Raw genomic sequence first — 25,326 nt, forward strand, 5'->3', positions numbered from 1 at the left:
GAATCGCTGAGCTGAAGATATTCATATTGTTATAGTCACCATGTTTTTTTTGGTACATCAGCGCATTATGAAGTACATCTATACCTTATTCTTTTTAATGTTTTTTAAGTTTTCATACGGGCAGTTCTCCATCTCGGGGGTTGTAGCCTCCGGGCGGGGTGGTGTACTTGCGAAGTCTACTATCCGATTGTACCGTGACACTGTTTTGAAACAGGCTTTCTTATCAGATGCATCAGGGGCTTTCACTTTCGGGGCGCTGCCTGCAGGACATTATCGTATTACCGCATCCTTCACCGGGTTCCGGATGGCCGATACGACCCTTAATCTAACAAGCAATGCTAGGTTAAGGCTTCAACTCCAGGCGCAAACCACGCAGCTCGACAGTGTAAATGTGACCGCCGGAAAGAACTTTATGGAAAAAAAAGTGGACCGGATCGTTTACCATATTGACGGCCTGCCCATCTACGCGAACAAAACAGTGAGCGATGTTTTAAAGAGCATCCCCCGGCTGAATGTAACCCGGAATGCCATTGAGATCAGGGGGAGCGGACCGGCGGCCGTGATGATCGACAACCGCATGATCTACCTATCCAGCCGCGACCTGCTGGAGTACCTGAACATATACAAAGACGATATCGCCAGTGTAGAGGTGATCACCAACCCGCCCGCCAAATATGACGCTCAGGGAGCGGGCTTGATCAATATTGTTACCAAAAAGAAGAAAGGTTACGGCCTTTTTGGTTATATTGAATCGTCGGTGACCAAAAATACTTACTGGGAAAACGATGAAACCCTGAATTCAGGTTTCCGTGATAAAAACTTCAGCCTGGTTACTTCCCTGGGCGGCTCCTTTGGTTCGTATAGGGAAACCACGAACGCGACCACTACTTTCTCTACTCCCGGAAAAACCGACTGGAGCGACGATGCAGCCAACAAGAACAAATACGATAACAAACGTTTTAATGTGGTGGCCGAATGGTTGCTTAGTAGACGTTCCAAACTATATGCTTCTTATAGCCTCACCAGCCTGAACAGCAGAAGCTTTCAGGGGCATACGCTGGGGTATAAGACAGGGGGGCAACCAGACTCGACCGGATATACCTCTGGTCTGAGTACCAATAAAGGGGTTACCCATGTTGCCAACCTGGGACTAAATAGTTTTTTTGGAAAAAATAACAATAATCTCGATGCATCTTTTGACTATGTGCATAAGACAAGCCGGTTGCTGACCGCTACCTCGACCATAAACTACTTTGACGCTGACCGGGTAACGCCTACAGGAAATGTTTATGATCTTTTTAGTTCGGGTGATACCCCAAAAATGTGTTTAGTGGCAAGGCAGACCTGTCATTCCCCAAGCTTTTCAGCGGTGTGAACCTGGAAACGGGCCTGAAGTACACCAAGTTCGGTAATGATAGCCAAACCGATTATGACCAACTAATCAATGGCCGGTCCATTTATGAAGGGATAGTGACAGAAAACGGTTTTCACTACCAGGAACAGGATATCGCCGGGTATTTTTCAATGAATAAAGATTTTAAAAAATGGAGCGCGAAAGCAGGCCTTCGTTATGAAGAAACACTTACTGATGGGTATTCCGTCACTGAACGGAACAAGCGGAATTTTGGTAATTTTTTCCCGAGCGCTTTCCTGCAATATAAGATAGCTGACGGTTCTTCCGCTGATCTCTCTTACACCAGGAGAATAGTACGGCCCTCGTTGTTTGATGTTAATCCCTTTAAGTTTTACACCAGTATCTATTCGGATTATGTGGGCAATCCATTGCTCAACCCCAGCCTGCAGGATAACCTGAACCTAAATGTCATGGTCAGGAGTATCTTCCTATTCAGCATGTTTTACAATATCACGTATGCGCCCGTGGTTTCCTTCCCTTTCAATACGGACCAAAACACGATCGAGACAAGGAAGATCAATAGCGGCAAGCTCGACAGCTATGGCTTTAATTTCGATGTCAGCCTGAATCCGAAGTCCTGGTGGCAAAGTAATTTCAGCGCCAGCTTGGGTAGCTACCGATACCGTTCGGATTTTAATTATGACCTGGACGGTACTCCTGTAAATATCACCATTTCGACGAGGCAATCCGCTCAATTTCCAAAGGGTTTGTCTGCAGACTTGGGCTTTTCGGCGACTTTACCGGGAGGTGGTTACAATATCGCCAGGCAAAAAGGTTATTCGAGCCTGGACCTGGGCCTGAGCAAGACGCTGCTGCGTAACCGGCTGATTTTATCACTCTCCGCTCAGGATATCCTCAAGTCATCCACACAACGGTCAACTGTCCTAACGTCTGAGTTCCGTTCGATCAACAGCAATTATTATGATTTCAGGCAGGTTATGCTTTCCGTTCGATTCAAGTTTGGCAGGGAGCTGAAGGTTGTCCGAAAAAAAAGCGCGCCTCAGGAGCTGAACAGGCTAAAATAGTATAACCTATGCAGATAAAACGGTAAACAGAGAACACAGAAAACCTGCAGTGCATAATTGCATTGGACCAGATGGCCATCTGATCCGAGCCCTGACAGGAACCGTCATTTTATAAGAACAACAAACGATCAAGGGTTGAGTAACATCGTTAAACTTTCTCAGAGTGTTTCATTTTTTATATATCACCCATGTTAAAGCAAAAACTAACATCGCTTGTAGAAAAGAACAAACTTGGTGAAGCGGGAAGCTTTGAGGTCATCACCGACTCCAGTGCCGCCCAGCTTGTCGGAGGCGTTCTTTCCTGCCCGAGCCTGTCAACCTGCGGTACGTACAATGGTGATTGCAGTAACCTGACCGCATGCGGAACGTACAACACGCCTCCGCCGTGCTCAGCCCTGCAATCAGCCTAATCCATCGGAACGATCAAGGGTTGAGTAACATCGTTAAACTTTCTCAGAAACTAACTTATTTATTCATTTACCATGTTGAAGCAGAAAATCAAATTATTGGTAGCCCAAAACAAGCTCGGACAGCTACAGGGGTTCGAGGTGATTCATGATCAAAGCGCTGTTCAGATCATAGGCGGTGTGGTGTCATGTCCAAACCTGAGCACCTGCGTTACCTACACAGGTGATTGCCCTAGCCTTGTTAAATGCGGCTCCTTTACCGATGCAAGCTAGCACCGGGAAAACCTTCTGAATCGCCTGCGGAGTGCGTACTCTCAAAGGGTGCGTTCCGCAGGTAAATCACAATACTTAAAACTTTATTCAATTATGTTAAAGAAAAAACTTCAGAGCCTGGTTGCCAAAAATAACCTGGGCGCGCAAAACAATTTTGAGATCATCCACGATCAGAACGCCGCGCAGATCATAGGCGGTGTACTGGCCTGCCCGATGTTGAGCACCTGTGGTACTTACACCGGAGATTGCCCTAACCTGACACAGTGCGGTACGTATAGTGACAGCACTCCGGCTGCATAAAGTTAGGAACAGACAAATTAACCAAACTAACATGTGTGCAGAAAACAGCACACATGTTTTAACCAACCTGACCCATGAAATTATCTAATTATATATTGGCCACCGATGTGCTTGATGATGTCAGCCTCGATAATAAACGTATCATTTTTTCAACCCGGACAGCGACATCTATCCTGGTAGAAGAAAGTATCTACACCAATCTTAATGCCGGCAAGTTTGAGGCGATCAGTCCAGAGATGCGCAGTGTCCTGGAAGAGAAAGAGTTCATTGTTCCTGAGGAACAGGATGAGTTTGAATATATAATGGCCGTTAACTCGAAGGTAAAGGAAGAAGGGACTTTCCTGAGCATGACCATCCAGCCTTCAGCTAACTGCCAGTTGGGTTGCCATTATTGCGGGCAGACCCATTCCAAGCATTATGCCAGCGATGCGGTGATCGATAAATATTATGAACGCATTGTTTACCTTCTTTCGCAGAAATCCTATGATGGCATCGCTATTACCTGGTATGGCGGGGAGCCGCTGACCGGTTATTCGTCGATCAAAAAAACTTCAGCCCGTTTGATCAGGCTTGCCGAAGAACGTGGCATACGCTATACCGCGGATATGATTACCAATGGCCTGAGCCTAAAACCCGCATTGTTCAAGGAACTAGTTGAAGACTGCAGGGTCATGAACTACCAGATCACGCTGGATGGCACTGCGGAGTCACACGACCAGCGACGGATAACAAAGACAGGTGACGCCACATTTGATATCATTTTCAAAAACATAAAGGACGTAACCGATCTGCCAGAATTTAAAGAGAAAGGTTGTGGCATTTCGATCCGTGTCAATATCGATAAAACAAATTACCAATACGTAGAGCCCTTGATCGATTATGTCAATGAGCACCGGCTCCAAGGAAAAGTTAGCATGTATTTTGCGACCATCGTTGATTTCGGTGGAAACGACGCCGGTAAAGCGAGTCTGGGCAAAGATTTCTTCGCGGAAAAGGAAATAGAATGGCTGCTGAAATGCTACGAGTACAATATCGCGGTTAACGTGATGCCGAAAAGGACCTATTCCGTGTGCATGGCCGAAAAGCAGGATTCTGAGGTTTATGATGCTTTTGGCAATATCTATGCCTGCTGGGAATTTCCATATTCGGAAACTTACGGACAGGGTGATAGCCTGATCGGAAACCTGTTCTTTCCGCATGAAACCTATAACACCAATGCAACCCTGCGAAACTGGAACGAAATGCTGACCTCGGGCCAAACCTGGTGTAAAACTTGTAAACACCTGCCGATCTGCGGTGGTGGCTGCCCTAAATCCTGGTTCGAGGGTACCCCGGCCTGCCCGCCATTCAAGTCCAACTATAAAGACAGGCTGCTGCTTGATTATTTTATCCAGAAAAAGAAAGAAGAAAGCCGGTTAGCGGTCAGCTAAACCCGGTACGGGCAACAGTTAAATATTTAAGATTGGGGATGTATGAGATTTCCGTTTACAAAGCAACTGGACACTTTTGACTGTGGCCCTACCTGCCTTCAGATGGTGTCGGAATTTTATGGAAAAAAGATCGACCTTGATTTTCTCCGGGAGCAGTGTTATATTACCCGGGAGGGCGTGAGCCTGCTCGGGATTAGCCAGGCGGCAGAGAGGATCGGTTTCCGGACGCTGATGGTAAAGATTGGTCTTGATTCGCTGGCAGAAGATGTGCCGATGCCGGTGATCCTGCACTGGAACCAGGAGCACTTTGTTGTCTTATACAAGATCAGGAATAAAGGCCCCAAAAAAGTGGGAACTGCCGGACTGGAATTTATAATTGCAGATCCGGCACATGGCCTGACCCGTATAAAATCCGAGGATTTTCTTAAGTTTTGGCAAACTTCTGAAGGCAATAAAGGCATCGCGCTGCTGCTGGAACCGACGGCCGCGTTTTACGACCGGCACAATTATGAGTCGGTGGATAAAAGCGACCTCAGATTCTTACTGAGCTATCTGAAGCCCTTTCGAAAATCAGTCCTGCTGCTCGCATTATGCATGATGGCCTCTGTCGGCATAACCATTTGCCTGCCATATTTGACGCAGGGGCTTATCGATAAAGGGATCGTTGGTAAAAACTATGCTTTCATCGTTTTGTTCGTTTTGTCCCAGTTTATCTTGTATACAGGCGGCACAGCACTTGACGTCTTCAGGGGATGGATCCTGCTCCATATGAACGCAAAGATCAGCCTGAACATCATATCGGACTTTTTAAAAAAGCTTATGCGCCTACCGATCCGGTTTTTTGACAGCAAATCGGTTGGGGATGTTTCCCAGCGGATCAATGATCATCACAAGATCGAAACGTTCTTAACATCGGATATTATCAGTACGTTATTCTCCAGTTTGCAGATCATCGTACTTTCATCCATGTTGTTCACCTATAAATTTTCGATATGGGCAACTTTCATTTGTTTTAGCGCTTCGGCAGTGCTGTGGATGTTCCTGTTCCAGAAAAAACGGAAGCAGCTGGATTACGTGCGGTTTACACAAAGCAAAGCCACCCAAGAAAAACTTTTTGAGTTGATAGTGGGCATGCAGGAGATCAAGCTTTATAACGGAGAACAGGAAAAACGCTGGGAATGGGAGTTTCTGCAGGTGCGCCAGTATCGTTTGAATATCAAGGGGCTTAAACTGGAACAGTACCAGCAAACAGGCTTTTTCTTTCTTTCCCACATCAAGAATGTGGTGATTTCCTTCCTCTCTGCGGTCGCCGTAATGCATGGGGAACTGACTATCGGCGTGATGCTAAGCATCTCTTTCATCATCGGTCAGACAAATGGCCCCCTACAGCAACTTATCCAGTTTTTCAAATCCGCTCAGGATGCGAATTTAAGTTTTAGCAGGTTACAGGAAGTACATCATAAGGATGACGAAGAACAGGGTAGCCTGCCTGAATCGGAGCTGGGTACATTCGCCCCATTGCATGACGGAATCTATTTAAAGCGTCTGAACTTCCAATATCAGGGCCCGCGTTCCCCTTTTGTTCTGAGGGATCTTGACGTCCTGATACCAAAAGGGAAGATCACGGCGATTGTTGGAGCGAGCGGAAGCGGTAAAACAACCCTGATGAAGTTGCTGCTGGGCTTTTATCAGCCAACCGATGGTGCCGTTATGATAGGGGATCAGGAGTTAAGCGAATTGTCCCCAAAATTGTGGCGTAGTCATTGCGGGACGGTTATGCAGGACGGCTACCTATTCAATGATACGATTGCCAGGAACATCGTCGTTGATGGGTCATTTCCGGACACTGAGCGGTTTAACCGCGCGGTTTATGTCAGTAATATCGATGAATTTGTGAATCAGCTCCCGTTGGGGTATAATACGAAGATTGGCCCCAGTGGTGTTGGCCTGAGCGGAGGCCAGAAACAAAGAATCCTGATTGCCAGGGCTGTTTATAAAGACCCCGCTTATCTTTTCTTCGACGAGGCGACCAGCAGCCTGGACGCCGGCAATGAAACCGCCATCATGGACCGCCTGGACACCTTCTTTATTGGTAAGACTGTGGTCGTTATCGCCCACCGTTTGAGTACCGTGCGCCATGCCGATCAAATCATCGTACTGGAAAAGGGGATGGTCGTAGAGACTGGCAACCATGAATCCCTGACTACAAACCGGGGGGCCTATTATGACTTGGTCAAAAATCAACTGGAACTGGGGGCCTGAAAAACAGCATCACCCAGTTGAGGCTCACCTGGCCTCCGGTACCTTGATCTCTGGCAACACCACCCGTGGCTCGGGTACGGATAGGCAAGACCCACTCGGCTGACCAGCTTTATCATGGACACCTTTAACAGGCATTCTGTACTTTCCTTCACTGCGGTACACCGGCATCCGGTCATCCTGCTTTAGTACTGCTACAGGCATTTTGCTTCCAACTATAGTAGTTTCGTTATTATTATTATTATTATTATTATCATTCAGAAAATCATTCGAATTGCTTTTCGATATGTTAGCCGGGTGAAGGGTAACCTGGTTTTCTATAAAATTACGATAATCAGACAGTCCAGGCAGCTTCACCTGTTGACCCATCGCGGAAGTTGCCGCCGTTCCTGTCAATAAGATGGCAATTGTTAATTGTTTCATTAGATGTCGTTTAAAGACTCTAATATAACTATCTGAAAAGAAAAGAGGAAGAGTAAAACCGTTTAATTTCGTACAGGATAGAACAATAAGGATAAGTTCCAATGCTGTAGACTTTAATTCATTTAGATTGCGTTATGTTTTGATAGGTTAATCAGTTGTATTTTTGATTTAAACAAAGGATAGTGAATTCACCATAAATATTCTGTATATCATTGTAAGACAAATCAATAAAGGTGCAATCTTCAGGCATGTAGGTGAAAGTGATATCTGCAGAAATGCACTGGTTTGTATTTCCAAGCCAGTGCTACTTAATAAAATGAAAACACTTAAAAGTATAAACGTACTCAGTATTTTATTTAATCAGTGTCTGGCATATAACCTATTCTCTTTTTTGGTTGCTTTTCAGATTCGGAATTATCTAAGCGCTTCGATAGTTCATCTAAATAAGAGAACACAACTTCGATATTCTTATCCTGGACGTCAAGCTTTGTTCTGATACGTTCTATCTCCTGCTTCAACTCTGTATTGTCTATAAGTATTAGGCGCAAACGAATAAAAATTCGCATGATCCTGATATTTACTTGAATCGCTGATGCGCTGTTTAAAACACTTGAAAGCATACTGATGCCTAATTCAGTGAAAACCATCGGCGCATATTTAATATTATAACCTTGTTTCAAGGTGCCATTTTGGCTCCTTGAAATTAGCGCATATTCATCCGGTGTTAGTTCAAACATAAAGTCTTCACCAGGAAACCTTTCTATATTCCTCCTGACTTGTCTCTTCAATTGTTTAGTCTCTACTTGATAAAGCGCCGCCAAGTCGCTGTCCAGCATTACTTTTTGACCTCTTATGTAGTAAATCTGTTTTACTACGATCTCCTCGGATATTAATTCACTATTTACCATTGTCATCTTTAAATTATCAAAACCTTATTATGAGTTAAGAAACACGGGATAGCAGACTATCCCATATTCGATCATAGATCAACTTGCAGCTAACTTTTGTTTCAGCAGGCTCATATCTTCACTGATCTTATGATCCATCACCTTAGCATAGATCTGTGTGGTTTTGATATTGGTATGCCCCATCATCTTAGCAACGCTTTCTATCGGCACTCCATTATTCAGCGTGATGGTAGTAGCAAACGTGTGCCTGGCAATATGGAAAGTGAGTACTTTACTTATACCGGATAAATCAGCTATTTCCTTGAGATAGGCGTTCATCTTTTGATTGCTTAATACCGGCAATACCTTGTCATCGCATTGACATTGCGGGTTTTCGTGGTAGCGTTCCATAATTTCGAGTGCGGAAGGAAGCAAGGGAATCCGGGATAGCGTATCGGTTTTTTTGCGATTTGTGTAAATCCAACTTTCGCCATCAATTCCCCTTAACACTTCAGAACGTTTAAGCTTACTTACATCTACATAGGCAAGGCCGGTATAACAACTAAACAGGAAAATATCCTTCACCAATTTTAGCCGCTCCATAGGCATCTCCTTTTCCGAGAGGGCTTTCAGCTCGTCTTTTGTTAGCGCTATTCGGTTAACCTTAGAAGTCTTCGGTTTATAGTTGAGATAAGGATCGACGGTCAACCATCCGTTGCCGAGGCATATTCTTACGATCTTTCCAAAATTTTTGATGTATTTGATCGCAGAGTTATTACCGCATTTGCGGATACTTCTCAGATAGTATTCAAAATCATTTAAGAAGGAAAAGCTAATTTTGGTAACAGGCAGGTCCGTTACGTTGAATTGCCATTGCATAAAATCTTTGATATGCATCAGACAAGTTGCATAGCGCTGCAAAGTGCTTTTCTCAAATTCCTGTCCTACCAGGTTTTGCATCTTTTGATTATGATCTGCGAATACTGCTATAATTGTTCTTACCTTATCGACCTTTCCGATAAACTTGTTTCTCAAAGTTTCAGCAGTGATTAATTCATCGTGCAGGGTCATGATCCGGTGGCAATCAAAGGCCTTGGATTGTAATCCATCGAGATAATTGTTTAAGGCACGGGCATCTTCTTTCGTTCCTGCAAGTCTTCCGGCTTTATTGTTCCAGCGGGACGGATCACAGATTCTCCCGGTAGTGGCTTCTGATCGTTTACCGTCAACAGTAAACCGGAGATAAACGGGCATTGGGCCTGATTGATAATTCTTTGGCTTTTTCAAATAGAAAAGCAGATTAACGTTTGTTCTCATGGAAATGAGGATTAATAGTGAAACAAAATTAATTTTCTCATCACTTGAGCGCAAGATGTTCATTTATAGAACATGCTGCATATCAAACAGTTGTAGAATAGTTGGTGAGTCGTTGAGCCGCTTTGATTGACTCACCGAATTACGGATCAAGCAGAAAAATTGTGGGGGAGAAAAAAAGTGTTTGCTTTGTGGATATAATAATCAACACGCGTCCACTTGTCATCAACATACGAAACCCTTGTCCATTTAATCTTACCAAAAGGCCTTTTAGACTATTTTGAACTTACCGATGTCCGTTCATCAGAGAATGGAGCGTTGAACATTTATCTGGAGGAGAAGAACCTTGCTCCATCCGGTTATGATAAGTCACAGTTAGAGTCAAAAGGCTTTTTACCAGAGACAGCTATTCAGGATTTTCCTATCCGCGGCCATAAAGTAGCCTTGTGTATAAAAAGACGCAGATGGGAAGTAAAGGCGAGCGGGGAGATCATCTCAAGAGATTGGGATTTAGTAAGAAAAGGGGCGCGAATGACAACTGAATTCGGCACTTTTTTAAAAGGAATATTTGGATAATCACCCGATCAGCAGCCATTTATTAGGCCGGTTATACCAGGTAGATGGCAAGCAGCTCGGTCAGCAATACAAAGATCACCTAAGTGATTTTCATAGCTGGAGCCAAAAGGATCATGCGGAAGACTGGATGTTGTTTGCAGATAACACAGGCCCTTATCTGAGTATAGATGAAACTGCGTTAAGCAATGGGGAACTCTATACCATTGTTACCAACAAACAAGCCAAAGGGAATAAAAAAGCCATAGTGGCGATGATCAAAGGCACACAGTCTGAACAAATCATCGCTGTACTGGAGAAAATACCCTTAAGGTCAAGGAATAAAGTAAAGGAGGTAACGATGGACATGGCGGCAAACATGATCAAAGCTATACGCAGATGTTTTAGCAATGCTGTGCGGGTCGTGGATCGATTCCATGTACAAAAGCTGGCTTATGACGCTGTTCAGGAAGCAAGAATAAAATATCGCTGGGAAGCTCTTGATGCGGAAAGTAAGCTGATTGAACAGGCCCGGAAAAACAAACAATCCTATCAGCCCGAAGTGCTCAGTAATGGCGATACTTTAAAACAATTACTCGCCCGAAGCAGATACTTGCTGTTCAAGCATCGATCTAAATGGACGCTATCACAAAAGGAAAGGGCTGATCTGCTTTTTTCAAGATATCCGGAACTGCTCAAAGCTTATAATCTTGCTATCAGCTTAGGTAATATATTCACTAATTGTAAAACCAAAGTGATCGCCTTTAAAAAACTGGCTATATGGTATAATGAGGTGGAAGACTCTGGTATTAATGCTTTTAAAACCGTTGCAAGGTCCGTTCAGCAACATTATGAATCTATCTTGAACTTCTTCGATAACAGAAGTACAAACGCATCTGCAGAATCTTTCAATGCTAAAGTTAAAGCTTTCAGAGCTACTCTCAGAGGTGTAAGAGATACTTCATTCTTTCTATTCAGACTTGCTAAAATCTATGCTTAAACTTTCATCCCCCCAACTTTTCGGTCTGAGCCATTACTCACCAAGATTATGATTCCAGATGAATAATTTGGTTAGGCCTGAAAACAAAAAACCCCTCAAATGATATCATTTGAAGGGTTTTGCTCAATTTTAATATTGATTTTGCGGAATGGACGGGACTCGAACCCGCGACCCCATGCGTGACAGGCATGTATTCTAACCGGCTGAACTACCACTCCTCCGTTTGGGTGTGCAAATATACAAACCATTTTAATTTACACAAATTGTTTTTTCAAAAAAGTTGGCTTAATACAAATTCAGCAGTGTTTTTTGATTAACATACCTCCTTCCAACAATTAGTAATTCATTGGTTTTCAGATTTAAATAGCGAAAATATTAAAGGAGGCTGCTCTTTAATTTTTTTTGAAAAAAATATTCTATTGCACGTCAAAGTTAAAATATTGACTTGCGATATCGCCCTCTGCCGTAATTCCTTGTACAATTCCTATATATTTCCCTGTTTGATCAGACGTATAAAACGACAACTGATTTTTATCTTTGGCTGAAGTATTGATATCCGGCCCCCAATAAAGCAGGTTTCTGAAATCGGGCAACCGGTTTTTAGCTCCCTGTTCAGTGTCATATACCGGAGAATAGAACTCACGCTGCAATTGCAGACCTTCATAATCGAGCACTACTGCCTTTGGGTCTATTTCAACACCGCCAAGATCGCCCTTATAAGTTGTAAAGCTTAAGATTCCTTCGTAAACAGATGGTCCCCAATAATACCGGTACGGAACATCTTCCAGCTTACGAACTTTCAACGGGTCAATACCCATAACCTTATCTATGTTAAAAACAGGCACGTCGTCAAGCATCACTAAGGGGTCGCCATCTAAAAATCCATTACCATTTAATACTTTGATGTGATACCGTTTTTGCGACCTGTTAACCCAAACCTCCCTTACATACTCTCTCAATACCTCTTCCATTGTAGTAAAGCGGGTATAGTTATCCAAAAGGTAGGTTTTATAGGGGGTTGTATAAAAACCCGAACTATCAACCTGCGGCTCATAAAAGTGCTTGATCTTATTGCCTAAATAAATATTTTGAACCTGCGTGCCCAGGCTTCGTTCTTCAATGGCACTTTGCATGCCCCGGGTTAGGTTAAATTTTAATATTGGGGATTTTGCGAATTGTTCAGAAAAAGGGCTTAAAATATCAATATGATAGGTGGTATCCCGTTCTGAATTGGTTTGAACTACTATTTCGCCGGGACCATAAAGTTGTCTTGTATTAAAAATCAACCTGCCTGCAGAATCGCTTTTTGCGGCATACAGCTGTACCCGTTTTCCCGGGACACTTAAATAAGCTACTACATCTTTGGCAATACCACCGGTTTGCGTATTGGTTATTTTACCGGTAATCAGGTGCCCGTCATACTCTGGCAAAAAACTAAATGCCGCCTGTTTATTACCAAATACATTATCCCATTGAAACCTTCGCCACCCTTGTGTTAGCATGAGGTTATCAAGGGCCGTGTCGGCTTCAGCATCGGAATTTTTGAAATAGTAGCCTGGCGATTCAATATTTCCACGTAAATCTGACTTGAGCCACAGATAGCTGAATATTTCGCCGGCATCAATATTTTGTAATGAGTCAATCTTATAAACCGACATTGACAGGTTAGCAGGTTTTACGCGCCCCGAAAAATCTTTGGCAGCGATGTCCACACTTACCTTTTTACGGCGGGTATATGAAGGCTGATCAGCGGAGGCCTCGATAATGAGGTTTTGTTTGGGACGTTTAAAATAAAGCCTTTCGCACACGGGTTGTCTGGCGCTATTGAAAACTGTTAAGTGCGACACTCCTTCGCCCAATTTAGCTTTATCAAGCGTAAAAATGGCACTGCCGTTGTTAAAAGGTGCTGTCATGCCGGCTTTAACCGATTGGCCTGTATGAGCAAACAGATATAATTCGCCAGCTTCAACGCCGGCGCCTTTTACTGTGATCTCCACCCGTGTGCTACCTGCATCTTTTACAGCCATTACATAACCCCGACTTTCAACGGCAGGTAACTCTTTGGTAACAGCCGGGGTATTGCCCGATTTAATAACAGCCGTATAAACATTCCCGGCTATCGGGGTGAATAAAAAGCTGCCAATACCAAATTTCAATGGCCGGAAGCGCGCTACCGTATCGTGCTTCTGATCAACAATAAAACCTCTGCATTCACTTAAGCCTGTACCGTCTGATGCCGTAACCTTAAAAGCAACTTTACTGTTAATACCCGCAACAAGGTTCCCTCCTTCCGGGAAAAACTGAGCATCATAGTTTGATGGCAACGTCTTAGCCTCGGCTTCGGGAGATTTTAACGGATTGATAATGACTATAGCCTTTTCAAAATAATAATCAGGACTAAAATTTTTCATCCAGTTGGTATAGGCTCTTAACTTATAATTACCATTGCTTGCCGATACTGGTATATAAACAGAGCCACTCCCGAGGCCGTTTTTCATTTCTATTTTAGTTTGGATTATGGCATTTTGCTTGTTGTCCAATACATCAACATATACAACTTTGCTAAGAGCAAGCGGCTTATGATAAGTAGCATCAACGTTATATATTTTAAACCATAAAATTTCGCCGGTCATATAGGCGCTTTTGTCAGTATGTACAAAAATCTTTTCCTGTACGGTAGCCTGGCTGTATTTGGTAAAGCTCTCGGAAATTTGATTTATAGTTTGTGCTAACCCGTTTAACGATAAGAGCAGCATGCCTAAAAGCACTGGAACGACAGCAAGTTTTTTAATTTCTTTCATAGCCAAACCTTATTGATTTATTTTCATGGCATCATTCATAAACTTTTTTATCTCTCTTTCCAAAATGAGGGAGTTTGTACCCGGCCCCTGATCCTGCAATCGGTACATTCAATTGATGAATAAGTATATCCTATTACGTTCATTTTGTCGGTTATATCAGCTACGGGTATCCCGCTACCATTAATAATCATGTTTAATACGTCATTTTGCTGCGTTTTAGGGTTGGAAAAAAGTGCAGTATCAGGCGGACCGCAATCATACGGGTACGTTGCCACCCACTCGCGAGGGAGATCGGCATTATCAATAAATACCCGTTTTGATTGAACATTAGTTACACTTATATATCCAATAACAGGTTCGGCCGGATCTTTAAGGTTGTGAATATTACCCGTTAGCTGTGATGGTTGCGCATCGAATATACTCCCCAATTGCTCGGTGTTTTTCTTCATATTTTCCCAAAACTGATAAGCCTCTTTTGTTAAAGCGTACTGCTTCAGCAAAATAGAATAACGCATTTCAATTTTTTCAGATGTTGAGGCTATGGTTGTTACCGGTTGCTGGTATATTACATCTTGTGATAGCTTAGCTGATGAGCCTATAACTATGGTACTGGATTTGGCCCCCGCAAAGCAGTAATAACTGCTTTCACTGGGTGGCCGAAAAACAACTGCTTTAGCCACAGGATCAACCATATAGGCCGATTGATATTTAGCATGAAAGCGCCATGTTTCTTCATAACTCCACCTGTAATATCGGGAGCTATTGGAGGCATCGTGCGTATTTGCATAAACCTGCACGTTACCATTTTTAATATTAAACCCTATGCTATCAATTGGCTGTGTCTTTTTTACTTCAACATAGTCAGACGCATATTCTTTATTATCGTTAGTGACAATATGCACACGGTACTTTTTTGACACATCCAGGTTAAGCGCAGGTATAAAATAAGTCCCATTTCCCCGGGATGTAAGTGAATATGCTGTTCCCCCTTCGGCTTCAACAGATACCGCGCAATTATCAACTCCGTTTGTGCTTACATTGCCCGAAATCTTAACCGTTCTGCTTAATTTTATTATAGTTGAATCGCTGCCATTGTTTATCACCCCTTCAACAACCAAGTACTGATTGGGAGAGTCAACAAGTTTAGGGTTATAAGGCTTTTTACAGGCATTATATATGCCTCCCAGCAATAATAAAATCAATATATATCGTTTTCCTTTCATCGCTTTCAATTAAAACCTGATATTGTAATTAATAAATGGAATAGGTTTTGCAAATATGGACAGCTTATACCCGTTAATGACCCCGCCCTGCTCTGTAAAGAATGTTGAATACGCGTTTTGCCTGCCGGTTAAGTTATACACCCCTATTGTAAATGAGTTATGGGTTAATTGGTGCACTTTATGGTTGCCCTCTATGTTCATTGAAAAATCCGACCTGAAATAATCCGGGATGCGGTATTGGTTCCTGTCCGAATAAAATACCCGCTCGGAGCCACCATACTCATACTTGGCAATAGGCAGGGTAATAGGCCGGCCCGTGCTGTAAGTAAGATTTAAAGAAACACTGAACCTATGTGAAAACCTGTAGTTACCAATAAAATTAAAAGCATGTGGCTTATCAAAATTTGCAGGATAATAAGCCCCTCCATTAATCAAATCGCCGGCGTTAGGATCATTTTGCCTTAAAAACGTGCGCGAATAAGTATAGCTGATCCACCCATTGGCTTTCCCGGTGGCTTTTTTTACTAAAAACTCAATTCCATATGCTTTGCCTTTTGTACCTACCACATCCGTTTCAATATGATGGTTTAATACGAGGTTAGCACCGCTCTTATAGTCGAGATAATCCCTTAATCGCTTATAATAAACCTCAACCGAAGTTTCGATAGTATTTGATTTTAAATTATGATAAACACCTAATGATACCTGATCACCATATTGAGGTTTGATATTGGGATCACTCAGTTGCCAAACATCAGTGGGAGATATGGCTGTTGTGTTTGATAACAGGTGAATATACTGCCTGAGTGTGTTATAGCCGCCCTTGATCGATAGATTATCGCCCAGTTGATATCTGGCCGAAAGCCTGATTTCGGGCCCCGAATAAGTTTTAATAAACTTACCACTTGCGTAATAGGTACTATCCAACAGGTTGGCGCTTGTTTTGGGCAGGTTAGGCGCATAGTTATACACTGTTTGCGGCCCCAGAAAATTGTAGATCGAATACCTTACACCACCGCTTATCGACAGATCGTCGGTCACGTCAAACTTATCGCCGAGGTATAAGGCGCTTTCCAGGGCCTGTTGTGTGGAAACGACATCAGGAGCTACCAATGATTGGGCGCCAAGAGGCTGAAAGCTGCCCGGATGGAGCTTATAATAAATGGAACTTAACCCAAAATCCACAGTGTTTTTGCGGTTAAGGTAATAGGTAAAATCCGTTTTAAAATTACTTTGGTTGATATCAAAATTCAGCTTATAAGCATTTACCGGGTTATCGGCGCTTGAAACATCATATTGGTACTTGTCTATTCCGGCCGTAATAACACTGAATAATTTGTTATTAAAATTATGCTTCCATTTTAGGTTGATATTCCTGTTGCTGTAACTATAAGCAGTATCGCTATTAAGCCTGAATTTATCCCTGCTTACATAGCTGGTTAGATACAGGTTGTTTTTATCATCAATCTGGTGGCTTATATCCAGGTTAACATCATAAAATGAAGCCGAACTGTGCTTGTAGGCATCGGGCAGGAGTTTAAGGAGCCAGTCGGAGTAAGTGGTACGACCTCCGAATGAAAACGAGGTTTTTTCTTTAATAATTGGGCCTTCTACGTTAAGCCTGCTGGTGATTAAACCAATGCCTGCCGAGCCGGTAAATTTCTTTTTATTACCCTCACGATTGGTAACATCCAACACCGATGATAAACGCCCGCCGAACCTTTCGGGGATACTGCTTTTATATAGTTCGATATCTTTAACTATGTCGGGGTTAAATGATGAAAAGAAGCCGAAAAAATGCGAGGGGTTATAAATGGTGGCGTCATTCATCAGGATCAGGTTCTGATCGGCCGAGCCCCCGCGTACATTGAAACCCGTCGTTGCCTCTCCTACCGACTGAACTCCGGGCAGGGTAAGTACCACCCTTAATATATCGGCCTCGCCAAATACGGTGGGCACCTGTTTAATACTCTTAATATCGAGCCGGTTCACCCCCAACTGCACGTTGCGTACGTTGGCTACTTTTTCGGCGGAGATCTTTACCTCTTTAAGGCTGGTTACCTGCTCCTGCATTTCAATGATGATCTTCCCATCCGAGTAAAGGATGATCTGCCTGCGGGTATCGCGCATGCCAATGCCCCTAACGCTTAAAACCTGCCTGCCTTTGGGTAATTTGATAGTGAAATAGCCAAACTGGTCGGTAGCTACACCCGTTTTGGTATTGGTTACATAAATGCTGGCTCCTGTTACAGATTCGCCTGATTTGGCTTCCTTTACATACCCCGAAAGCGTTGCCGTACCCGTCTCAATAGTGTTGGTTTTGACTCCTATTTCGTATAGCTTATTTTCGGTTGTTGCTTCGGGTATCTTTTTATCTTTATCAAGATCAGCATTAGCCGGTGACACACTCATATTTGCTGCAGTTGCGTTGGCAGCTGTAATGCCAAAATAACCTACCGCCAGCCCGGTCTGTATTTCGCGCCCTTTAGTTAAAAACACCTGCTGCTGTTTGGTTATAGCGAAACTAAAACCAGTGTTTTTAAAAGCCTGGCTCAATATAGTTTCAATAGGTTTATTGGTTGCCTGCAGAGTTACTTTCAAACTGTCAAACTGCGTGGCGTCGTAAAAAAAATGAAAGCCTGATTTTGCTTCCAGTTCTGTTACAAACTGCTCAATAGTAGCTTGCTGAAAGTTTACGCTGATTGATTTTACCGGGCCCTGCTGGGCCTGGCACAGTTTAATTAAAATCAAAAAACAGAAACTTAGAAAGTAAATTTTTTTCATCCGGTTATTTTATTTTCCTGCCGTATACATTAATGCTATACCATTTTTTGCCCTGTTATAAATAATAAGGCACACCGCATTAATTAGTTAAATGATCATAATAAGTAGTTACATCCACTATAGCCTGTTCCTGATTTTCGCGAAAGTCGATATGATTTGCTTTTATATATTGCCGCAACTCCTTCTTTTTATCCTTCAAAATATCTAACAGTCCGCCCTTTCCGCTAAAACTGAAATAGCTATCCCCTTTTTTAACGTAATAATCTTTTGTTTCGCTAAAAAAAGATTCAACAGTGTTATTTCCGGTATTGGTTTGGATGCTCTTGGCCCTTTTTACAATGATACCGATCTTTTTCCCCTGGTATAATTGATCGTAAAAACCGGTAGCAAGGCGGGCCTGGCCTGTCGAGTCGGTAACAATGCGTATAAAATGGTGGTTAAGCAGCCAAAACTCCGGCACACGTTCGCTTAGCAATGAAATTTTTGTAAAGTGGTTATAAAGCAGTATAGCTACCAAATCTTTATTCAAATCATATAACATCGGAACATCGCGATAAACCGCTGCCCCGTATTTTACATCCCCAGGTGTAAATGTCTTATTGTCAAAAACATATGCATTACCTTTTATTATAGGATCGTAAAACTCATATTCGGGCCCGTTATACAGGTGCGATTGTTGCCCTATAGCAGTGTGATAATTAGCAATTACGAGGCCTAAACCCGTGCTATCGGTACCCGTTTGTGCAGAAACATGACCGTTTGCCATTATGCCCCAGGTGATAACTAAGGCCAGGAGTGATTTTTTTACCATTTAGGTTTTTATAAAAACGGAATTTACATGACTTTCACTTAATTACCAAACCCCTCTCCCTTAATGCGCTAAAGCAAGTGTATTAATTGTGTTACATAAAAAGGCGACTGGGGGGCTACAACGTACTATTACGAATGGTTAAAACAGATGCAACAACCATTGTTAAATAATTGCGTATTACGCAACTAAATTATCTCCCCGCTTCTGTAACAACCGCCCCCTGTCATCGTCTTATTTTTGTGTAGACAATTTTACAATATCACCTCAATAAAACATCTACCTTAGATTAAGCGTTTAATTGCCGGTTTGTCTCCGGCTCAATACCTGCAGCGCCGCGCAAAACCCAATAGGCTACACAGGTTTTACCTAAAAATAACACATACTAAAATGGCTATTAACTTACAAAAAGGGCAGAAAATTGATATCGGCCTTTCAAAAATGACAGTTGGCTTGGGCTGGAACCCAAACGAAGGCACAGGTTATGACTTCGACCTTGACGTATCGGCTATCATGATCGATGCTAACCGACTGGTACCCCAGGATGAATTTTTTGTATTCTATAATAATGTCGACTCGCCCGAGCAATCTGTACATCATACCGGCGATGACCCAACAGGCGGCAACAGCGATGGCGGCGATGATGAATCGATCACTGTTGACCTGACTAAAGTAGATGCCCGCATCCAGGAGATCCTGTTTGTGGTAACTATTCACGAAGCACAGGCACGTCGCCAGAATTTTGGACAGGTGCGTGACTCGTACATCCGCATACTTGATAATCAAACAGGCGCTGAAGTTTGTAAATACGAACTGGGCGAGGATTTTTCTATCGAAACAGCTATTGAGTTTGGCCGGCTTTATAAACGCAATGGTGCCTGGAAGTTTGAAGCATCGGGCGTAGGCTATAAAGAAGACCTGGCCTTCTTTTTAAGTAAATATTTCAAAGGACAAATAATCAAATAAGGCAATGGCTATAAATTTGGTAAAGGGTCAAACAATTGACCTGCGTAAAAATGATAAAGGCGAAAGTTTTGACTTGTCGTCGGTAACTATAGGTTTAGGCTGGGATGTTAGGAAAACCCACGGTGGCGGCTTTTTGGGCAAGCTGTTTGGCGGTGCCGAAGAAGCTGAATATGACTTGGATGCAATAGCGTTTTTGTTAGATAAAAACGGCAAAGTGGCCAATCGTGGCTATGCCAAACAAACCGCTAATGGGCGTACTATCAATATGTTCGAGGGAGATGTGATTTACTTTAACTCGATGCGCCACCCGTCGGGGCACATCTGGCTTACCGGCGATAACCGCACCGGGGCCGGCGAGGGCGATGACGAGCAAATCATCGTAAAGCTTGATTCGCTCGATCCGAAATATGACCGCATCCTTTTCCTGGTAGCCATTTATCAGGGCCGTAAAAACAATCAACACTTTGGCATGGTGGAGAATGCTTTCATCCGCGCGGTTGACAGCCATGGTAAAGAGATCGCTAAGTTCAGTCTTTCCGGCGATTCAACCTATAACGGTATGTGTTCGATGACCTTTGCGGAAGTATACCGCAAAGACGGCACCTGGAAATTCCGTGCCATCGGCGAGCCGCATAGTACTGATAGTCTTTCGGAATTGCTTCGAAACTATTAATATAAAAACATGTCATTGCGAGGGGGAACGACGAAGCAATCGCACGTAAGCATAGCCGCTCTGTATAGCAAGCGATTGCCACGCTACGCTCGCAATGACATTTTGGTTAAGTTTAATTCTACCTAAACATAAATGTACCAGCACTATTCATTTGATCTGTGGCTCACGCTGATCAAGTCAAACCCGTACTTTAAGATAGAACGCACTAAAATCTTTCACCGGGATTTTAATCCCGGCGGTAAAAGCATCGACGATGTGGCAAGGGCTTTCAGGCAGGTTGACCTCATGTGCAATGCCGTGAACGAACGTACTGGTAAAAACATTGACGCGGATGAAATGTACCTGATGGTGATCAGCACAATCAATGACAACCAGTATCCGCTTGCCGATGTTAATATCGATAAGCTGTATGCCGACATGGAAACCCTGCTGTTTTACTATCTGCCAGTGCTTTACTCACCTGTAACAATTGAGGTGCTGCAGCATCTAAAACAAAAAGGTGATTGCTCATTGAGTATTTTAAGTAATACAGGCTTTATAAAAGGACAAACGCTCCGCAAGGTAATGGTTAAATTGGGGTTGGATACGTTCTTTAACTTTCAGATCTATTCGGACGAGGAGGGGATGTCGAAACCAAACGGGGATTTATTTAAGCTGATGGTGCAAAAAGTTAAAGAGTGTAATAAACCAAAGCAGATAGACCGATCAGGTATCATACATATAGGCGATAACCCGGCGGCAGATATAGCGGGGGCTAAAGATGCAGGCCTTGATAGCCTGCTCATCAATTCAAACAACTTATCCATTTTAACCTTATTAAGTTTATGAAAGCTACCTACTCATTACATCATATAAACAGCGCAACACATTTTGGTTTCGATGCCGATGATTACAGTCGCTTTAAATTTGGCGATGGCGAGGTATCCCGCTACTTCGGCACCGATCTGGCCGATGGCTTTATCAGCGAAATCTTAACTAAACAGCCAATAGAAAAACAGATCGTAGTTATATCAAGCCCATACTCATTTATTCCGACGGCTACTTTTGCAATGAAAAACCACTTTGTGTGCAGGCTTAACCGCTGGCTGGCCCATCATGGTTACCCGGTTGTACAGGAAACGAAGGTTCATCGCACCATAACTTATAAGGAAGATTATGGCGAGCTGGACGCCGAGCAAAGGATTAATTTAATAGGTAACGATTCGTTTCATATTGATAAGGATTTTCTTAAAGACAAAACCCTGCTTTTTTTAGATGACATCAAGATCACTGGCAGTCATGAGCGTATGATCATGAAAATGGTAAATGAATACGGTTTACAGAACGATATTTACATGCTGTACTTTGCCGAACTGGTGAACAAAAACATCCACCCCAATATTGAGAATTATCTTAACTATCATCATGTTAAAAACATTTACCATTTAAATGATATCATTAAGGGCACTAATTTTTGCATCAACACCCGCATAGTAAAATATATTTTAAATTACGATCACGAAAGTTTTTGCATCTTTATACAAGATCAAGGCAGCAATTTCATAAACTTGCTGTATGATATGGCTTTGGGTAATGGGTATCATACCATTGAAGCCTATACACCTAACTTAAACTTTATTAAACAGAACCTATTAATAAACAATAATAAACTAATTCAGCATGGCAATTAACTTGCAAAAAGGCCAAAGGGAAACCATTGGTGCCCCCAAATTTACTATAGGCCTTGGTTGGGATACAAACAGCTCATCAACAGGCTCGGCCTTTGACCTGGACGCTTCGGTGTTCATCATGGGCGATAACAAGAAAATACTGGCCGACGAATTTTTCGTTTTCTATAATAACTCAAAATCTCCGGATGGCGCTGTTGAGCATACTGGCGATAACCTGACCGGTGCCGGCGATGGTGATGATGAGCAGATCATTGTCGATCTTTCAAAGATCGATCCGCGCGCTACTGAGATCTGCATTGTGGTAACCATTCATGAGGCCGAAAGCCGCCGCCAAAACTTTGGTCAGGTACGCAACTCTTTTGTCCGCATTTTTGACTCGGCTACTAACGTCGATATTTTGAAATACGAACTGGAAGAAGATTTTTCGATAGAAACCGCGGTTGAATTTGGCCGTATCTACAAAAAAGATAACAACTGGAAATTTGAAGCTGTGGGTGCCGGTATGAAGGGCGGCTTACAGGATTATTTAAACAAATACAACTAAAATTATGGCTATCAATCTTCAAAAAGGGCAGCGGATCAGCCTGGAAAAAAGTAACGGCAGCAAATTGCAAAATGTATGTGTTGGGATAAACTGGGGCGCGATAGAAAGAAAAGGCCTGTTTGGCTTTGGCACTACCAAAGAGGCCGTTGACCTTGATGCCAGCTGCATTTTATATGATGAAAGCAAACGTTTGGTTGATGTAATCTACTTCGGCAACCTGCGTTCAAAAGACCACGCTGTAAGGCACAGCGGTGATGACCTAACCGGCGATATGGCCGGCAACGACGGCCTGGACAATGAAGTGATCACCGTTGATTTTGCTACGCTGAGCCCAACCATAAGCTATGTAGCCTTTGTGTTAAACAGCTTCCGCGGTCAGGATTTTGGCACCATCCCGTTTGCCTCTATCCGTATTTATGAAGGTACGCCAACCCGTGTTAACGAAATCTTCGCTACTTATGATATTGCGCACAGCAAGGATTTTGCAGGCCATGTATCCATGGTGATGGGCGTATTTTACAAAAAGAATGGCGAGTGGAAATTTAATGCCATTGGCGAACCAACCCGCGACCGTAAATTGGAAGAAACGGTGAAAACTGTAACCGCAACTTACTTGTAAAAGTTTAATTCATTGATCTTAAGTATTAAGCCGAATGGCGCTTAAGATCAGCTAATAAAGTACTACTAAATCATTAATAATAAGATTATGGAAAGTGCACCAAACAATGATGAACTAAATCTGAATATACCACCGCTGATCACTCCAACCAATCTGGATCTTCCGGCGGCAGCCGCACCAACCGGCAATGTGCCTATGAAGGTGGATAAACAAGGTAATGTCAACCTTGACGCTATACCAAACCAGGACCTCCAAAAATATGGCGAGATGGGTAAGGATATTAATCCGGCGGATGTTAACTCGATACTGAATTATGGGGTTGAGGTGCAAAACTCCATGGAGAAATACAGCAACAACTTTCTTACTTCAGTACGCACCTATAACTCTGGCGAGGTAGGCGGGCTTATTAATGAATTACTTACCGAGCTCAATTACATTGACGTTGATGAGCTTAACCAAAACGCGTTCACCTCATTTATATCACATATCCCCTTCATGAAAAAGCTGGTGGTTGATACCAAAAAGCTTTTCCAGAAATACGATACCGTGGTTAATAACATCGATAAGATCACCAATAAGATCAAGGCAGGCCGCGTTAATTCATTAAAGGATAACAGCTCGCTGCAAACCATGTTTGACAGCAACGTTACTTATATCAAGCAAATGGAAGACCTGATCATTGCCGGGCAGCTCAAATACAATGAGCTTAACGAAAAGCTGGCTGTGATGGACGGCAACCCAACAGCTTATCAGGATTATGAAATTGCCGATCTGCGCGATTTTGTGAACCGTTTGGATAAACGCCTTGCCGACCTGAAGGTAGTTCGTTTTATCATGCTGCAGTCGCTGGCGCAGATCCGCGTGGTACAGAATAACAATACCACCATTGCCGAAAAGGCGCAATCTATTGTATCAACCACAATCCCGGTTTGGAAAAACCAGCTCACCATAGCTGTTGCCCTCAACCGTCAGAAAGAGAATGTGGAGATGCAGAAAAAGATCTCGGATACCACCAATACCATTTTACAAAAGAATGCCGAAATGCTGAAACAAAACAGTATTGATGTAGCCCGCGAAAATGAAAAAACGGTAGTATCGTTAGATACACTGAAAAAGACCACTTCATCTCTTATTGAAACCCTTACTGAGGTAAAACGGATCCACGATGAAGGCACGGCCAATCGCCGCACGTTAAATACCGAGCTTCAAAACCTGGAAACAGAACTGAAGAAAACGGTAACGAGTGTGAGTTAACCCCACCCTAACCCTCCCCTGAAGGGGAGGACTTTAAATCATAAGTGTTAACTGAAAGAGAGCATGACACCTCCACGCAGTCATGCTGAACTTGTTTCAGCACCCCATAAGAAAGGTAGTCCATTTGCTTAGCATCGAGGCTTAGCGAGTGAGGTGTTGAAACAAGTAATCAACATGACCATATTTTTAATTACGTTATAATGAACCTGTCAAAACATGGCGGACAGGCCTTTATGCGCAAGTCTTCGACAGGTTCAGACTAACTGGCCTTTTCCATCACCCAATCACAACTGGTCTCCTCCCATACCTGTTTATAACCTCGACCAAAATCAGATTAGGTACCCAGCTTAAAAAGGCAATGATGAGGTAATTGTTATGAAAGTTTACGCCATTACCCAAAACGGTAAATAGCCAGATATAAAAACGCAGAGTAACCGCGCCGAAGGCGAGGGCATAGCTCCGGTTCATCATTTTGATGTGAAATCACCTCAAAAAGTGTTCAAGTATTAAATGAGGATAGGTAAGAAATTTTCACACAAATTTTTCCAAATTAATCGAACCACACGAATTGCAAACCGACATCAAAAATTCGTGTAATTCGATTAATTGTCGTCGATTTTAAAATCAATTCGTGTAAAAATTTTCACTCCCGTTTATCACACGTTTAATCCTCTTAAAGAGGATTTTCCTGGCTAAAACT

General features: G+C 42.9%; 23 protein-coding genes and 1 tRNA gene. 15 read left to right on the forward strand and 9 right to left on the reverse strand.

Going from position 1 to position 25,326, the window contains the following annotated elements; genetic code table 11:
* Positions 1 to 67 precede the first annotated feature (67 nt).
* The 6 genes from MusilaSJ_RS13035 to MusilaSJ_RS13060 all read left to right on the forward strand — a co-directional run bounded on the left by MusilaSJ_RS13035 (position 68) and on the right by MusilaSJ_RS13060 (position 7,111).
* Positions 68 to 1,375: a TonB-dependent receptor gene (locus tag MusilaSJ_RS13035; RefSeq protein ID WP_274990343.1), complete on the forward strand. Its 1,308-nt coding sequence runs from the start codon at positions 68 to 70 to the stop codon at positions 1,373 to 1,375.
* The gene (locus MusilaSJ_RS13040; RefSeq protein ID WP_274990344.1) at positions 1,372 to 2,439 is read left to right on the forward strand and encodes an outer membrane beta-barrel family protein; all 1,068 of its coding nucleotides are present in this window, start codon (positions 1,372 to 1,374) and stop codon (positions 2,437 to 2,439) included. Before MusilaSJ_RS13035 ends, MusilaSJ_RS13040 begins: the two co-directional genes overlap by 4 nt.
* Positions 2,440 to 2,921: 482 nt before the next feature.
* On the forward strand, positions 2,922 to 3,119 hold the full coding sequence (locus tag MusilaSJ_RS13045) for a hypothetical protein (RefSeq protein WP_274990345.1): 198 nt from the start codon (positions 2,922 to 2,924) through the stop codon (positions 3,117 to 3,119).
* 93 nt (positions 3,120 to 3,212) lie between these two features.
* Complete coding sequence (locus tag MusilaSJ_RS13050; RefSeq protein WP_274990346.1) at positions 3,213 to 3,419, forward strand: hypothetical protein; 207 nt, start codon at positions 3,213 to 3,215, stop codon at positions 3,417 to 3,419.
* Positions 3,420 to 3,493: 74 nt separating this feature from the next.
* The gene (locus MusilaSJ_RS13055) at positions 3,494 to 4,849 is read left to right on the forward strand and encodes a radical SAM/SPASM domain-containing protein (protein ID WP_274990347.1); all 1,356 of its coding nucleotides are present in this window, start codon (positions 3,494 to 3,496) and stop codon (positions 4,847 to 4,849) included.
* Positions 4,850 to 4,891: 42 nt separating this feature from the next.
* A complete protein-coding gene (locus MusilaSJ_RS13060; RefSeq protein ID WP_274990348.1) occupies positions 4,892 to 7,111 on the forward strand; it encodes a peptidase domain-containing ABC transporter in 2,220 nt (739 codons plus the stop codon).
* Positions 7,112 to 7,135: 24 nt separating this feature from the next.
* Here MusilaSJ_RS13060 and MusilaSJ_RS13065 read toward each other — a convergent pair whose 3' ends face one another.
* The 3 genes from MusilaSJ_RS13065 to MusilaSJ_RS13075 all read right to left on the reverse strand — a co-directional run bounded on the left by MusilaSJ_RS13065 (position 7,136) and on the right by MusilaSJ_RS13075 (position 9,735).
* Positions 7,136 to 7,531, reverse strand: a complete 396-nt coding sequence (locus MusilaSJ_RS13065; RefSeq protein WP_274990349.1) for a hypothetical protein — start codon at positions 7,529 to 7,531, stop codon at positions 7,136 to 7,138.
* Between the two features lie 356 nt (positions 7,532 to 7,887).
* Positions 7,888 to 8,445, reverse strand: coding sequence for an ORF6N domain-containing protein (locus MusilaSJ_RS13070; protein WP_274990350.1), 558 nt, complete (start codon positions 8,443 to 8,445; stop codon positions 7,888 to 7,890).
* 72 nt (positions 8,446 to 8,517) lie between these two features.
* Positions 8,518 to 9,735, reverse strand: coding sequence for a site-specific integrase (locus MusilaSJ_RS13075; protein ID WP_274990351.1), 1,218 nt, complete (start codon positions 9,733 to 9,735; stop codon positions 8,518 to 8,520).
* A 216-nt stretch (positions 9,736 to 9,951) separates the two neighbouring features.
* Here MusilaSJ_RS13075 and MusilaSJ_RS13080 point away from each other — a divergent pair, with 216 nt between their 5' ends.
* Both MusilaSJ_RS13080 and MusilaSJ_RS13085 read left to right on the forward strand, forming a co-directional pair.
* Complete coding sequence (locus tag MusilaSJ_RS13080) at positions 9,952 to 10,308, forward strand: ISAon1 family transposase N-terminal region protein (protein ID WP_274990352.1); 357 nt, start codon at positions 9,952 to 9,954, stop codon at positions 10,306 to 10,308.
* A complete protein-coding gene (locus tag MusilaSJ_RS13085) occupies positions 10,301 to 11,284 on the forward strand; it encodes an ISAon1 family transposase (RefSeq protein ID WP_446725117.1) in 984 nt (327 codons plus the stop codon). Before MusilaSJ_RS13080 ends, MusilaSJ_RS13085 begins: the two co-directional genes overlap by 8 nt.
* A gap of 144 nt (positions 11,285 to 11,428) precedes the next feature.
* Here MusilaSJ_RS13085 and MusilaSJ_RS13090 read toward each other — a convergent pair.
* The 5 genes from MusilaSJ_RS13090 to MusilaSJ_RS13110 form a co-directional block, all read right to left on the reverse strand.
* Positions 11,429 to 11,502 (reverse strand) — tRNA-Asp (locus MusilaSJ_RS13090).
* Between the two features lie 198 nt (positions 11,503 to 11,700).
* Positions 11,701 to 14,085, reverse strand: coding sequence for a hypothetical protein (locus MusilaSJ_RS13095; protein ID WP_274990353.1), 2,385 nt, complete (start codon positions 14,083 to 14,085; stop codon positions 11,701 to 11,703).
* Positions 14,086 to 14,132: 47 nt separating this feature from the next.
* Positions 14,133 to 15,308: a DUF4249 domain-containing protein gene (locus MusilaSJ_RS13100; RefSeq protein ID WP_274990354.1), complete on the reverse strand. Its 1,176-nt coding sequence runs from the start codon at positions 15,306 to 15,308 to the stop codon at positions 14,133 to 14,135.
* Between the two features lie 9 nt (positions 15,309 to 15,317).
* Positions 15,318 to 18,092 (reverse strand): TonB-dependent receptor, encoded by a 2,775-nt coding sequence (locus tag MusilaSJ_RS13105; RefSeq protein WP_274990355.1) that lies wholly within the window; start codon positions 18,090 to 18,092, stop codon positions 15,318 to 15,320.
* A 79-nt stretch (positions 18,093 to 18,171) separates the two neighbouring features.
* Positions 18,172 to 18,903, reverse strand: coding sequence for a hypothetical protein (locus MusilaSJ_RS13110; protein ID WP_274990356.1), 732 nt, complete (start codon positions 18,901 to 18,903; stop codon positions 18,172 to 18,174).
* Between the two features lie 387 nt (positions 18,904 to 19,290).
* On the opposite strand from MusilaSJ_RS13110, the gene MusilaSJ_RS13115 reads away from it, so the two are divergent.
* The 7 genes from MusilaSJ_RS13115 (at position 19,291) to MusilaSJ_RS13145 (ending at position 24,626) form a co-directional block, all read left to right on the forward strand.
* Positions 19,291 to 19,866: a TerD family protein gene (locus tag MusilaSJ_RS13115; protein ID WP_274990357.1), complete on the forward strand. Its 576-nt coding sequence runs from the start codon at positions 19,291 to 19,293 to the stop codon at positions 19,864 to 19,866.
* A gap of 4 nt (positions 19,867 to 19,870) precedes the next feature.
* Positions 19,871 to 20,539, forward strand: coding sequence for a TerD family protein (locus MusilaSJ_RS13120; RefSeq protein ID WP_274990358.1), 669 nt, complete (start codon positions 19,871 to 19,873; stop codon positions 20,537 to 20,539).
* A gap of 132 nt (positions 20,540 to 20,671) precedes the next feature.
* Positions 20,672 to 21,367 (forward strand): HAD family hydrolase, encoded by a 696-nt coding sequence (locus MusilaSJ_RS13125; protein ID WP_274990359.1) that lies wholly within the window; start codon positions 20,672 to 20,674, stop codon positions 21,365 to 21,367.
* Positions 21,364 to 22,209 carry a phosphoribosyltransferase family protein gene (locus MusilaSJ_RS13130; RefSeq protein ID WP_090531238.1) on the forward strand — a complete coding sequence of 282 codons (846 nt, stop codon included), beginning with the start codon at positions 21,364 to 21,366 and terminating at the stop codon, positions 22,207 to 22,209. The genes MusilaSJ_RS13125 and MusilaSJ_RS13130 overlap by 4 nt, the downstream gene beginning before the upstream one ends.
* Positions 22,199 to 22,753 (forward strand): TerD family protein, encoded by a 555-nt coding sequence (locus tag MusilaSJ_RS13135; protein WP_090531242.1) that lies wholly within the window; start codon positions 22,199 to 22,201, stop codon positions 22,751 to 22,753. Before MusilaSJ_RS13130 ends, MusilaSJ_RS13135 begins: the two co-directional genes overlap by 11 nt.
* Before the next feature lie 4 nt (positions 22,754 to 22,757).
* Entirely contained in the window at positions 22,758 to 23,372 is a 615-nt protein-coding gene (locus tag MusilaSJ_RS13140; RefSeq protein ID WP_090531247.1) for a TerD family protein, read from the forward strand.
* 87 nt (positions 23,373 to 23,459) lie between these two features.
* Positions 23,460 to 24,626 (forward strand): toxic anion resistance protein, encoded by a 1,167-nt coding sequence (locus tag MusilaSJ_RS13145; RefSeq protein ID WP_274990360.1) that lies wholly within the window; start codon positions 23,460 to 23,462, stop codon positions 24,624 to 24,626.
* A gap of 276 nt (positions 24,627 to 24,902) precedes the next feature.
* Here MusilaSJ_RS13145 and MusilaSJ_RS28095 read toward each other — a convergent pair whose 3' ends face one another.
* Positions 24,903 to 25,097, reverse strand: coding sequence for a DUF2306 domain-containing protein (locus tag MusilaSJ_RS28095; RefSeq protein WP_446725136.1), 195 nt, complete (start codon positions 25,095 to 25,097; stop codon positions 24,903 to 24,905).
* Between the last annotated feature and the right edge of the window lie 229 nt (positions 25,098 to 25,326).

Origin of the sequence: Mucilaginibacter sp. SJ (genome assembly GCF_028993635.1) — a bacterium.
Classification (GTDB): domain Bacteria; phylum Bacteroidota; class Bacteroidia; order Sphingobacteriales; family Sphingobacteriaceae; genus Mucilaginibacter.